General features: G+C 62.2%; 12 protein-coding genes. 1 reads left to right on the plus strand and 11 read right to left on the minus strand.

The annotated features are described in order from the left end of the window. Positions 1 to 3: 3 nt before the first annotated feature. The 3 genes from ACQ4WO_RS08670 to ppsA all read right to left on the minus strand — a co-directional run bounded on the left by ACQ4WO_RS08670 (position 4) and on the right by ppsA (position 3,673). Positions 4 to 420 (minus strand): NfeD family protein, encoded by a 417-nt coding sequence (locus ACQ4WO_RS08670; RefSeq protein ID WP_436481056.1) that lies wholly within the window; start codon positions 418 to 420, stop codon positions 4 to 6. A 176-nt stretch (positions 421 to 596) separates the two neighbouring features. Beyond that, entirely contained in the window at positions 597 to 1,094 is a 498-nt protein-coding gene (locus ACQ4WO_RS08675; RefSeq protein WP_034752224.1) for a Dps family protein, read from the minus strand. Positions 1,095 to 1,240: 146 nt separating this feature from the next. After that, on the minus strand, positions 1,241 to 3,673 hold the full coding sequence (gene ppsA, locus ACQ4WO_RS08680; RefSeq protein WP_034752367.1) for a phosphoenolpyruvate synthase: 2,433 nt from the start codon (positions 3,671 to 3,673) through the stop codon (positions 1,241 to 1,243). A 152-nt stretch (positions 3,674 to 3,825) separates the two neighbouring features. Here ppsA and ppsR point away from each other — a divergent pair, with 152 nt between their 5' ends. Further along, positions 3,826 to 4,674, plus strand: coding sequence for a posphoenolpyruvate synthetase regulatory kinase/phosphorylase PpsR (gene ppsR, locus ACQ4WO_RS08685; RefSeq protein WP_072453992.1), 849 nt, complete (start codon positions 3,826 to 3,828; stop codon positions 4,672 to 4,674). A gap of 112 nt (positions 4,675 to 4,786) precedes the next feature. On the opposite strand, the gene ACQ4WO_RS08690 is transcribed toward ppsR, so the two are convergent. From ACQ4WO_RS08690 to ACQ4WO_RS08725, 8 genes are all read right to left on the minus strand, one after another. Continuing rightward, positions 4,787 to 6,004 (minus strand): aminotransferase class V-fold PLP-dependent enzyme, encoded by a 1,218-nt coding sequence (locus tag ACQ4WO_RS08690; RefSeq protein ID WP_436481057.1) that lies wholly within the window; start codon positions 6,002 to 6,004, stop codon positions 4,787 to 4,789. Positions 6,005 to 6,015: 11 nt separating this feature from the next. After that, the gene (locus tag ACQ4WO_RS08695) at positions 6,016 to 6,801 is read right to left on the minus strand and encodes a TrmH family RNA methyltransferase (protein WP_436481058.1); all 786 of its coding nucleotides are present in this window, start codon (positions 6,799 to 6,801) and stop codon (positions 6,016 to 6,018) included. Next, complete coding sequence (rnhB, locus tag ACQ4WO_RS08700; RefSeq protein ID WP_436481059.1) at positions 6,798 to 7,436, minus strand: ribonuclease HII; 639 nt, start codon at positions 7,434 to 7,436, stop codon at positions 6,798 to 6,800. Before rnhB ends, ACQ4WO_RS08695 begins: the two co-directional genes overlap by 4 nt. A gap of 37 nt (positions 7,437 to 7,473) precedes the next feature. Then, positions 7,474 to 8,649: a lipid-A-disaccharide synthase gene (gene lpxB, locus ACQ4WO_RS08705; RefSeq protein ID WP_436481060.1), complete on the minus strand. Its 1,176-nt coding sequence runs from the start codon at positions 8,647 to 8,649 to the stop codon at positions 7,474 to 7,476. Continuing rightward, positions 8,633 to 9,424, minus strand: coding sequence for an acyl-ACP--UDP-N-acetylglucosamine O-acyltransferase (gene lpxA / locus ACQ4WO_RS08710; RefSeq protein ID WP_436481061.1), 792 nt, complete (start codon positions 9,422 to 9,424; stop codon positions 8,633 to 8,635). Before lpxA ends, lpxB begins: the two co-directional genes overlap by 17 nt. A 1-nt stretch (position 9,425) precedes the next feature. Further along, positions 9,426 to 9,920 (minus strand): 3-hydroxyacyl-ACP dehydratase FabZ, encoded by a 495-nt coding sequence (gene fabZ / locus ACQ4WO_RS08715; protein ID WP_034752234.1) that lies wholly within the window; start codon positions 9,918 to 9,920, stop codon positions 9,426 to 9,428. After that, positions 9,917 to 10,972: a UDP-3-O-(3-hydroxymyristoyl)glucosamine N-acyltransferase gene (gene lpxD / locus ACQ4WO_RS08720; RefSeq protein ID WP_436481062.1), complete on the minus strand. Its 1,056-nt coding sequence runs from the start codon at positions 10,970 to 10,972 to the stop codon at positions 9,917 to 9,919. The genes fabZ and lpxD overlap by 4 nt, the downstream gene beginning before the upstream one ends. Positions 10,973 to 11,121: 149 nt before the next feature. Next, positions 11,122 to 11,640, minus strand: a complete 519-nt coding sequence (locus ACQ4WO_RS08725; RefSeq protein ID WP_046684967.1) for an OmpH/Skp family outer membrane protein — start codon at positions 11,638 to 11,640, stop codon at positions 11,122 to 11,124. Positions 11,641 to 11,686: the final 46 nt, after the last annotated feature.

Genomic DNA, 11,686 nt, shown 5'->3' on the forward strand with positions numbered 1-11,686 from the left:
AGGTTATCCAACTATCAAACGGCTGCCACGCACGGCACGTATGGTGTAATGACCGGCCTGCGTATCGCTGCCGGGAATCAGTTCCACATCCCACAAGGCGCCGCGATACATGACGCGCGCCGCGCCATCGACCCAATGCGCGACCACCACGCTTTGGCCGATATCGAGATTCACATTCGGATCCTGCGCCGCATCGCGCCGCGCCGCCTTGCCAAAACGGCTGCGCCGCAATAACAGGGTGGCCGCCACGCCGACAATCGCGGCCGTCAGGGCCTGCCAGCTGCCATTTCCGCCCGCCAGCGCCACCAATCCTCCGGCACTGACGCCGATGGCGATCATCAGCAAATAAAACGTGCCCGTAAACAGCTCCAGGATCAATACCGCGCCAGCCGCTACAAACCAGCCTACCCATTCAGCCATGATGCCTCCATCTTTGTGAATCCGAAAATAAAAAACCCCGCAGCCTATATAAGCGACGGGGTTTAATGCGCTGTACTGCCTGATATTATTCTTGCCAAACACCTATATGCAAGCAGTCTAACGCAATTCCGGATGGCGTCAATAGCCACGGGGGAATTAGCACCGCCATAGGGGATTTATTCCTCGAGCAGGCTGCGCAGCATCCACGCCGTCTTCTCATGCAAATCGAGGCGCTGCGTAATCAGGTCGGCCGTCGGCTGGTCATTGGCTTTTTCCAGCAGCGGGAACAGGCGGCGCGCCGTGCGCGCGGTCGCTTCCTGTGCCGACACCAGATGGCTGACCATGTCCAGCGCCGGCGGCACGCCGTCAATTTCCTTGATCGAAGCGAGCTTGACGAATTCCTTGTAGGTGCCCGGCGCCGGATAGCCGAGGGCGCGGATGCGCTCGGCGATCAGGTCCAGCGCGGCCCACTGTTCCGTGTATTGCGTCATGAACATCAGGTGCAGGGTGTTGAACATCGGCCCCTTGACGTTCCAGTGAAAATTATGGGTCATCAGGTACAAGGTGTAGCTGTCGGCCAGCAGGCCGGACAGGCCTTCCGCAATCTTCGCGCGGTCCGCCTCGGAAATGCCGATGTCGATCTTTGCAACTTTGCTCGGTTTCTTGCTTGCCATGTGAACTCCCGTTTCAATGTATTGGTGGAATCATTTTAGCTGATCTGGCGCAAGCCCATCGGATACTGCCGTGCGCCGCATGGCAGGCATAAAAAAACCCGCTGCCGGGTGAGCGGCAGCGGGTTTTCAGACGGCGATAAAGATGCTTACGCTTTCAGCGCAGCGAGCTTTTGCCAGGTGTCGATCACCGAGTCGGGATTGAGCGACATCGATTCGATGCCCTGCTCCATCAGCCAGACGGCGAAGTCAGGGTGGTCGGAAGGACCCTGGCCGCAAATACCGATGTACTTGCCGCGTGCCAGGCAAGCCTTGATGGCCAGGGCCAGCAGGGCTTTCACGGCAGGATCGCGCTCGTCGAAGTCGGCGGCCAGCAATTCCATGCCGGAATCGCGGTCCAGGCCCAGGGTCAGCTGGGTCAGGTCGTTCGAACCGATCGAGAAGCCGTCGAAATGGTCGAGGAACTGGTCGGCCAGGATGGCGTTCGACGGCACTTCGCACATCATGATGACGCGCAGGTCGTTCTCGCCGCGCTTCAGGCCATTCTTTGCCAGCAGGTCGATGACTTTCTCGGCCTGGCCCAGGGTGCGCACGAATGGCACCATGATTTCCACGTTCGTCAGGCCCATGTCGTTGCGCACACGCTTCATCGCTTCGCATTCCATGTTGAACGCTTCGGAGAAGTCGGCCGACAGGTAGCGCGCCGCGCCGCGGAAGCCCAGCATCGGGTTTTCCTCGTCCGGTTCGTAGCGCGAGCCGCCGATCAGCTTCTTGTACTCGTTCGACTTGAAGTCGGACAGGCGCACGATGACTTTTTTCGGCCAGAACGCGGCGGCGATGGTGGCGATGCCTTCGGCCAGCTTGTCGATGTAGAACGCCTTCGGCGAAGCGTGACCGCGCGCCACCGACTCCACGGCCTTTTTCAGGTCGGCATCGATGTTCGGGTACTCGAGGATCGCGCGCGGATGCACGCCAATATTGTTATTGATGATGAATTCCAGACGCGCCAGGCCCACGCCCGCATTCGGCACGGACTGGAAGTCGAACGCCAGCTGCGGATTGCCCACGTTGAGCATGATCTTGGTGTCGAGCTTCGGCAATTCGCCGCGCGACACTTCCGACACTTCCGTTTCCAGCAAGCCATCGTAGATCTTGCCTTCGTCGCCTTCGGAGCACACGACGGTGACAAACGTGCCGTCTTTCAGCACGTCGGTCGCGTCGCCGCAGCCGACGACGGCCGGCACGCCGAGTTCGCGGGCGATAATTGCAGCATGGCAAGTACGGCCGCCGCGGTTGGTGACGATGGCCGATGCGCGCTTCATGACCGGCTCCCAGTTCGGGTCCGTCATGTCGGCAACGAGCACGTCGCCTGGCTGCACACGCTCCATGTCGGCCGGGTCGTGAATCACGCGCACGGGGCCGGCGCCGATCTTCTGGCCAATGGCGCGGCCCGATGTCAGCACGGTACCCGTGCTTTTCAGCTTGAAGCGCTCTTGCACGTCGGTCGCCTTTTGCTGCGACTTGACGGTCTCGGGACGCGCTTGCAGGATGTACAGCTTGCCGTCGCGGCCATCCTTGCCCCACTCGATGTCCATCGGACGGCCGTAGTGGTTCTCGATGATGACGGCATACTTTGCCAGTTCCACCACTTCGCTGTCGTTCAGCGAGTAGCGGTTGCGCATTTCGACGGGCACGTCGACGGTTTTCACGGAACGGCCAGCTTTCGCTTCGTTCGTAAATTCCATCTTCAGCAGCTTCGAGCCGATATTGCGGCGGATCACAGGCGACTTGCCTTTTTCCAGCATCGGCTTGTGCACATAGAATTCGTCGGGGTTGACGGCGCCCTGCACCACGGTTTCGCCCAGACCATAGCTGGAGGTGACGAAGACCACGTCCTTGAAGCCCGATTCCGTATCGATGGTGAACATCACGCCGGCCGCGCCCAGGTCGGAACGCACCATGCGCTGCACGCCGGCCGACAAGGCCACTTCCGCGTGCGTAAAGCCTTTATGTACGCGGTACGAGATGGCGCGGTCGTTGTACAGCGAGGCGAACACCTGTTTCATGGCCTCGAGCACGTTGTCGATGCCGACCACGTTCAGGAAGGTTTCTTGCTGACCAGCAAAAGACGCGTCCGGCAAGTCTTCCGCAGTGGCGGAGGAACGCACGGCAAACGACATTTCCGTGTCGGAATCGGCCACCAGCTTGGCGTAGAACTGGTCGATTTCGGCGGCCAGGCGTGGCTGGAATGGCGTTTCCACGATCCATTGACGGATCTCGGCACCGGCTTGCGCCAGCGAGCGCACGTCATCGATGTTCAGCCCTTCGAGGCGCTGGGCGATGCGTTCGGCCAGCGGCAAGCCGCCATTGGCGCTATACGACAGGAAATCGCGGAATGCCTGCGCCGTGGTGGCAAAGCCACCGGGCACGCGCACGCCGGCTTCCGCCAGCTGGCTGATCATTTCGCCCAGGGAGGCGTTCTTGCCGCCGACGGATTCGACATCCGTCATGCGCAAATGCTCGAACGAGGCAACATACACCGCGTCCTTGTCTTCCTGCTGTTGCGATACTGCGTTGGTCATAATGACACCCTTACTGATGATAGAAATCTTTACGCGCGGCGCACAGACAGTCTTCTTGTTATTCTTGGCGTCGTGCAGCACAATCATACCGTTACAGCCATTTTACCTTGTGCGGCGCAAATTGACGACGCACAATCTTGATCCGAAAACCCATGACACAAGATCCACGCCCTCCTCTGCCCTCCGCGGCCCGCACCGTTTTCTTCGTTTCCGACGGCACCGGCATCACCGCCGAGACGTTCGGCCACTCGGTGCTGACGCAGTTCGATCTGCGCTTCCGCCAGATCCGCCTGCCCTTCATCGATACCATGGACAAGGCCTACGAGGCGGCGCGCAAGATCAACGAAGCCTTCGCCAGCGACGGCCAGCGCCCGATCATTTTCTCCACCCTGGTGAAGAACGACCTGTCGGCAGTGATCCGCAAGTCCAGCGGCATGCACATGGACCTGATCCAGACCTTTGTCGCTCCGCTGGAGCAGGAACTGGGCGTGATGTCGACCCATACCATCGGCCGCTCGCACAACATCGTCGACAGCGAGGAATACAAGAACCGCATCGAGGCGATCAACTATTCGCTGGCGCACGACGACGGCCAGTCGCACAAGAACCTGTCCTCGGCCGACGTCATTCTGGTGGGTGTTTCGCGCTCTGGCAAGACCCCGACCAGCCTGTATCTGGCCATGCAATATGGCATCAAGGCGGCCAATTATCCGCTGATTCCCGACGATTTCGAGCGCGACAAGCTGCCTTCCGCCCTGCTGGAATTTAAGAATAAAATTTTCGGATTGAGCATTACGCCCGAACGTTTGTCGGAAATACGCAACGAAAGACGCGCAGGCAGCAAGTATGCGGCCATCGAAAATTGCCGTTACGAGGTCAACGAGGCGGAAAAAATGATGAAACGCGAAGGTATCCGCTGGCTGTCGTCGACCACCAAGTCGATCGAGGAAATCTCCACGACGATCCTCCAGGAGATCAAGCCGAACCGCCGCGAATACTGAGAACACCTGACCAAACCTGCTGCGCGTCGGTATAGGTGGCCTGCGATGCTCACCGTACTTTAGTACGGTTGCGCTTCTCGATCACCTCTTCCTTCCGCTCGTTACGGTTTTGTCAGGTGTACGCCACGCTGGAGTTCTCCTCGCTGGACAGCACCGTCAACGCGGCCACGAGCTGATCGAGTTCACCGGTGGTGGTCGTGATGGCGACCGTGGCGCGCACCACATCGGTATCGCCGATATTGCGCTGCACGGTAAAGACGCCGAAGCGCTGCAGCAAGCCTTGCTGCAGATCGCGCGCGCTCATGCCGTCCACGGCAAAGGCGACCAGCGCCGTGCCGCGCCTCGCATCGAGCGGAGACAACATGCGCACGCCGGGCAGTTGCGCGGCGCGGCTGACCCAGTAATCGCGCAGCCAGGCCAGGCGTTCGTTCTTGGCCGGCGTGCCGCCCAGGCGCGCATGGAAATCCAACGCGGCGGGCGCGGCCAGAATGGCGCCGATCGGGGGCATGCCCATGTGCAGGCGGCTGCGGATATCGTCCGGCGGATAATCATCGTCGCCACAATGCGGCTCGATCTTGTGCAGCCGCGATGCGCGGATATACACGACACCGAGTCCCGCCGGCGCCCCCAGCCATTTGTGCAGATTGAAACCGGCGAAATCGACGCCCATGGCCTGTACGTCCACGTCGACCTGTCCCAGCGCATGGGCGCTGTCGAGCAGCACGTCGATGCCGTGTTCGCGCGCCAGCGCCACGATGTCCTTGACCGGCAGTTGCTGGCCATTGGCCGGCGCCACCTGCGACAGCAGCAGCAACTTGGGCTTGACGGCCCGGCACATGGCTTGCGCGTAACGGGCGACGATCTCGTCATCGCTGACCGGCAAACTCAGTGTGACTTGCGTGCTGGTGACGCCACGACGCTGCGCCAGCCAGCGCATGGCCGTGCGCATCGCCGGATAATCGAGATTACTCCATAGAACCGTATCGCCGGGCGCCAGGCCGTGGTATTGCGTAATCAGCACCTGCATGGACTCGGTGCCGCTGCGGGTCAGCAGGATCTCGTGCGGCTGCGCGCCGATCAGCGCGGCGACGCGCTGGCGCAGAATATCCACATGCGTGCGCGTAAACTCGCCGCGCACGAAGGGACTCAGTTGCTCGTTGGTGTAGCGCACGGCCTGCTCGAACGCCGCTTGCACGGGCGCGGCCATGGCGCCGAAATAGCCATGTTCGAGATTGACGATGGCGTCCAGCGGCGCGGGATAAAACGCGGCGACCTGACGCCACCAGGCCTCATCACGTACGGCACCATCGGCAAGCAGAGGAAAAGACATGGCTACCCTGTTCAGGATCGGCCCTGGCGCAGCTGCTCGAAGAAGCAGACGGCGGCGCAGGCGGCCACGTTCAGCGATTCGATCTGGCCCAGGTGCGGAATGACCACCTGGTGCGTCGCCATCGACAGCAGGTCGTCGGCCACGCCCTGCCCTTCATGGCCGAACAGCCAGGCGACGGGCTGGCGCAGGTCGACGTCGTACAGCTGCTTCGTGGCGTAGCCGCTGGTGGCCAGGGTCGCCACCTTGGCGCCCGCAACCAGCGCGGCCAGATCGACGTTTTCAAAGATGTCGAGCACAAAGTGCGCGCCCATGGCCGCGCGCAGCACCTTCGGCGACCAGCAGAAGGCCGTGCCGGCGCTGCAGTACACCTGCGTGATGCCGGCGGCGGCCGCGCTGCGCAAAATCGACCCCACGTTGCCCGGGTCTTGCAGGTTATCGAGCAGCACGGCCGACACGCTCAGCGGCTGCGTAACGGCCCGTTCCGGCGTCTCGATGAGGAACATCACGCCCACGCCGTGTTCGACCTGGCTCACTGCGTTGTACAGCGCGTCGGGCAAACCCAGTACATGCGCGCGCTGGCTTTCCAGCTGGCCGACGATGTCCGCCACTTCCGGATTCTGCAAGGCGCTTTCGCTGACGATGCACTGCTCCGGCATGCCGCGCAGCTGCAGATACGACTGGCACAGGTGCACGCCGTCGAGCAGGGTCCGGCCCGACTTGCGGCGCGCCTGCGAACTGCCCGCCAGTTTCAGCAAATCCTTGTATTGCGCATTGTCGCGCGAAGTGACCGTCTTCATGCCGCCACCTCTTGTCCGCCGAACAGGGCGATCACGTTGCGCACGGGCGCGAACGAGCGGCGGTGCACGGGCGAGGCGCCGTGCAGGTGCAGGCGCTCCAGGTGCAATTTGGTGCCATAACCCTTGTGCTGGTCGAAGCAGTATTCGGGATAGGCCGCATGCAGGTGCACGAGGGCCGCGTCGCGCGCCGTCTTGGCCAGGATGGAGGCGGCGGAAATGGAATCGACCTTGTCGTCGCCGCCGATGATGGCCATGCCGCGTATCGGCATCACGGGACAGCGGTTGCCGTCGATCAGGGCCAGGGTCGGCACGGTCGCCAGGGCCTCGACGGCGCGACGCATGGCCAGCATCGACGCCTGCAAAATGTTCAGGCGGTCGATCTCTTCTTCCGACGCTTCGGCGATGGCCCAGGCCAGGGCCTTGGCCTTGATCTGCGGCGCCAGCAAGTCGCGTTTTGCTTCGCTGAGTTTTTTCGAATCGCGCAAGCCGTCGATGGGCTGGTGCGGATCGAGGATCACGGCGGCGGCGAACACGGGGCCGGCCAGCGGACCGCGGCCTGCCTCGTCGACGCCGCAGATGATTTCATCGAGCGAGAATGGCAAGTCGTCAAACAGGCCGGGATAGATATTTTTCACGTTGAATCTTTGGTAGGAACTGCGATTGAAACGGTGCTTACTTGCGGTTGGCGGCGATGACTTGCATGACCGCGTTGGCGCTTTCCTGCGCGCTGTCGCGCAGCAGGCTGTGGTGCATGTCCGTGAAGCGCTGCACCAGGCGCAAACGGCCCGGCACGTCGCTCAGCTGCTGCCACATGGCCTCGGCCAGCGCTTCCGGGCTGGCCGCGTTTTGCAGCAGCTCGGGCACAAGATAGTCGCGCGCCAGGATGTTCGGCAAACCGATCCACGGCTGGTAGCCCATGTGGCGCATGATTTCCCACGAGGCGCGCATCATCTTGTAGGCGATGACCATGGGCTTCTTGTACAGCGCCACTTCCAGCGACGCCGTGCCGGACGCCACCAGCACCGCATCGGCGGCGCAGATGGCCGTGTGCGAGCCGCCGTCCGTGAGCAATATTTCGACGTCTTGCAAGCCCGCTTCCGCTATCAATTGCAGGAAATACTGGCGCTGCTTTTCGCCGGCCATGGGGGCGACGAAACGCAAGGAGCGGTCGCGCGCCAGCAGCAATTTGCAGGCGGTCACGAAAGCCACCGTATTGTATTTGAGTTCGCCCATGCGGCTGCCCGGCATCAGGGTCACGACATTCGCGTCTTCCGGCAAACCCAGGACACGCCGCGCGGCCGCTTCATCGGGCTGCAACGGAATCATCTCGGCCAGCGGATGGCCGACATAGGTGACGGGCACGCCCGCCTTGCGGTAGATCTCTTCCTCGAACGGGAAGATCACCAGCATGTGCGAGACGGCCTTGATGATTTTCTTGATGCGTCCACCGCGCCAGGCCCATATCTGCGGCCCGATGTAGTGCACGGTGGGGATGCCGCCTTCCTTGAGCTGCTGTTCCAGTCCCAGGTTAAAACCCGGATAGTCGGCGCCGATGAAGACGGCGGGACGCTCGGCCAGCAGCTGGTCGCGCAGCGCGTTCTGGATGCCCTTGATCTCGCGGTAGCGGGGGATGATCTCGAACAGGCCGCGCACGGTCAGCTTGTCGAGCGGCCAGTCGGAAACAAAACCCTGCCTGGCCATGTGCTCGCCGCCGATGCCGTGGAAGCGCGCGCCGGGCAGCTGCGGCACAAGGCCTGACAGCAGCCGGCTGGCCAGCAGGTCGCCCGACACCTCGCCGGCGACGATGGCGACCGTCAGGCCGCTGGAATGGTCAGCGGACGATGCCACGCGACGCCACGCCAAGGAATTCGCGCATGGCGCGAATGTGTTCCGCCACCTCGGGCGACGCTGCCACCTCTTCTTCGAACAGGGCTGCCTTGGATTCTTCCAGGGTCAGTCCCGAACGGTAGATGAGTTTATACGCGGTGCGGATACCGTTGATCTGCTCGCGCGTAAAGCCGCGGCGTTTCAAGCCTTCGATATTGACGCCATGGGCCTGCGCCGGGTTGCCGTTCAACAGGACGAACGGTGGCACGTCCTGCGTCAGGCTGGTGCTCATGCCGACAAAGGCGTGCGCGCCGATCTTGCAGAACTGGTGCACATTGGCGAAGCCGCTCATGATGACCCAGTCGCCGATTTCCACGTGCCCCGCCAGCTGCGCGTTGTTCGAAAAAATCGTGTTGTTGCCCACCAGACAGTCGTGCGCCAGGTGCACATACGCCGAGATCCAGTTGTCGTTGCCCAGGCGCGTGACGCCGCCGCCTTGCACGGTGCCCGTGTTGAAGGTGCAGAATTCGCGGATGGTGTTGCGGTCGCCGATTTCCAGGCGCGTCGCCTCGCCCGCCCATTTTTTATCCTGCGGCTGCGCGCCGATGGAGGAAAACTGGAACAGGTGGTTGTCGCTGCCGATCGTCGTGTGGCCATCGACGACCACGTGCGGGCCAACCTTGGTGCCGGCGCCGATGCGCACGTGCGGACCGATGATGGTGTACGGACCCACCTCGACCGAGCTGTCGAGCTCGGCCTTCGGATCGATGACTGCCGTGGAGTGGATGGCCGCCATGTTACTGCCCCGCTGGCTGGCTCGCAGACTGGCTGGCATCTTGCGCGCTGCGGATGGTGCACATCAGTTCCGCTTCCACCGCCAGCTTGCCGTCGACCGTACCGACGGCCTTGTATTTCCAGATGCCGCGCGAGACGCGCAGGATTTCCACATCCATCTTCAGCTGGTCGCCCGGTTCGACAGGACGCTTGAAGCGCGCATTGTCGATGCCGACGAAGTACACGACCGAATTTTCGTCCGGTTTCACGCCCATCGACAGGAACGACAGCAGGGCCGCCGTCTGCGCCAGCGCTTCGATCATCAGCACGCCAGGCATGACCGGCTTGTGCGGGAAATGGCCCTGGAAGAACTCTTCGTTGACCGTCACGTTCTTGATGGCGGTGATGGTTTTATCCGCTTCCCAGTCCAGCACGCGGTCGACCAGCAGCAGCGGGTAGCGGTGCGGCAGCAGCGATTTGATGGCGAGGATGTCGAGTGTCTTTTTTTCAGTAGTCATTTTTCGTCTTGCGTGGTCAGTGTTTTAATTGTTTTTTCAAGCGCGCGGATTTTCTCGCGCATGCTTGACAGGTTGCGCACGATGGCGGCGCTCTTTTCCCAGTCGGCGTTCTTGGCCAGCGGATAGAAGCCCGTGTACTGGCCCGGCTCCGCGATCGAACGCGAGACCATGCTGCCCGAGCCCACGTGGACGCGGTCGGCGATGGTCAGGTGGCCCAGCACCATGGCGGCGCCGCCAAAGGTGCAGTACTTGCCGATGATGGCGCTGCCGGCCACGCCGACGCAGCCGGCCATGGCCGTGTGCGCGCCGATATGGCAGTTGTGGCCGATCTGGATCTGGTTATCGAGCTTGACGCCATCTTCGATGATGGTGTCGGCCAGTGCGCCGCGGTCGATGGTGGTGTTGGCGCCGATATCGACATCGTCACCGATCACCACCCTGCCCGTCTGCGGAATCTTGATATACACGCCGCCTTCGTTGGCGAAGCCGAATCCGTCGGTGCCGATCACGGCGCCCGAATGGATGATGCCGCGCTGGCCGATCACGCAGCGCGCGTGGAAAGTCACGTTGGCGAACAGCTGGGTACCGGCGCCGATGACGGCGTCGCGCCCCACCACGCAGCCGGGACCGATCACGCAGCCGGCGCCGATCACGGCGCCGGCTTCGATCACGGCGCGCGGCCCGACCGAGGCAGTGGCGTCGACCTGCGCGCTGGCATCGGCGATGGCGCTGGCGTGGATACCCACGGGCGCCTTGATCTCGGCCAGGGCGGCGAAGTACTGCGCCGCGCGCGCGAAATACACATAGGGATTCGGTGTGACGATGCGCGCGCCGGCGTAGTCGCCGCCGATCAGCGCGTCGTCGGCCGGCGTGAGTATCAGCGCGGCGGCGCCGCTCTGGGCCGCCTGTGCGCGGAATTTGCTATTGCTGAGAAAGCTGATGTGCGAAGCGCCGGCGTCGGCCAGCGGTGCGATCCCTGAAACTTCCAGGTTCGGATCGCCCGCCAACTGTCCGCCGAAGCGTTCGACCAATTCACCTAGTCGAGTGCCCATCGATATACCCTTATAAAAACGCCTGACTATGCCTACTGCGCGGCGCGATTTGCGGTCTCCGATGCTCACTGTGCTCCAGCACAGCTCCGCTTCTCAACCACAACTCACATCCGCTCGCTACGGCACTGCCAGGCTTGAAACCGTTTCGATTACTTGTCCAGCGCCTTCAAAACCTTGTCGGTAATGTCGATGCGCGGGCTGGCCCACAGGGCTTCCTGCAGCACGATGTCATATCCTTCGATATGCGCCATCTGCTGGATGATGGTGTTGGCTTTTTCCGCGATGGCGCTGCGCTCTTCGTTCGTGCGCTGGCTCAGGTCTTCGCGGAACTCGCGCTGGCGGCGCTGCAATTCCTTGTCCAGTTCGAAAAACTCGCGCTGGCGCTTGGCGCGCTCCGCCTCGCTCAGGGTCGGCATGTCCTTTTCCAGGGCTTCATTGGCCACCTTGAAGCGGGCCGCCAGTTCCTGCACGGCTTTTTCGCGCGAGCGAAACTCTTCGGCCAGCTTGGCGCTGGCCAACTTGGCCAGCCTCGATTCGTTATAAATACGTTCGCTGCTGATCCAGGCGATCTTCGACTCCTGAGCCTGCGCCTGCACCGGCAACAGCGAACTCCAGCACAATGCGATCACGGCAAGGGTCTTGGGCAGGGTAGCGGATGCGGTGTTCATGATACTCCATGGTCAAAAAGTAAAAGCTGTCGCCCCGGTTCAGATG

Origin of the sequence: Janthinobacterium aestuarii (assembly GCF_051380835.1) — a bacterium.
Classification (GTDB): domain Bacteria; phylum Pseudomonadota; class Gammaproteobacteria; order Burkholderiales; family Burkholderiaceae_D; genus Janthinobacterium; species Janthinobacterium aestuarii.

Coding starts and splice junctions, on each gene's coding strand:
- ppsR (WP_072453992.1), top strand. CDS start 3,826: ATGACACAAGATCCACGCCCTCCTCTGCCCTCCGCGGCCCGCACCGTT.
- ACQ4WO_RS08675 (WP_034752224.1), bottom strand. CDS start 1,094: ATGGCAAGCAAGAAACCGAGCAAAGTTGCAAAGATCGACATCGGCATT.
- ACQ4WO_RS08695 (WP_436481058.1), bottom strand. CDS start 6,801: ATGAAGACGGTCACTTCGCGCGACAATGCGCAATACAAGGATTTGCTG.
- fabZ (WP_034752234.1), bottom strand. CDS start 9,920: ATGACTACTGAAAAAAAGACACTCGACATCCTCGCCATCAAATCGCTG.
- lpxD (WP_436481062.1), bottom strand. CDS start 10,972: ATGGGCACTCGACTAGGTGAATTGGTCGAACGCTTCGGCGGACAGTTG.
- ACQ4WO_RS08670 (WP_436481056.1), bottom strand. CDS start 420: ATGGCTGAATGGGTAGGCTGGTTTGTAGCGGCTGGCGCGGTATTGATC.
- ACQ4WO_RS08690 (WP_436481057.1), bottom strand. CDS start 6,004: ATGTCTTTTCCTCTGCTTGCCGATGGTGCCGTACGTGATGAGGCCTGG.
- lpxA (WP_436481061.1), bottom strand. CDS start 9,424: ATGGCGGCCATCCACTCCACGGCAGTCATCGATCCGAAGGCCGAGCTC.
- ppsA (WP_034752367.1), bottom strand. CDS start 3,673: ATGACCAACGCAGTATCGCAACAGCAGGAAGACAAGGACGCGGTGTAT.
- ACQ4WO_RS08725 (WP_046684967.1), bottom strand. CDS start 11,640: ATGAACACCGCATCCGCTACCCTGCCCAAGACCCTTGCCGTGATCGCA.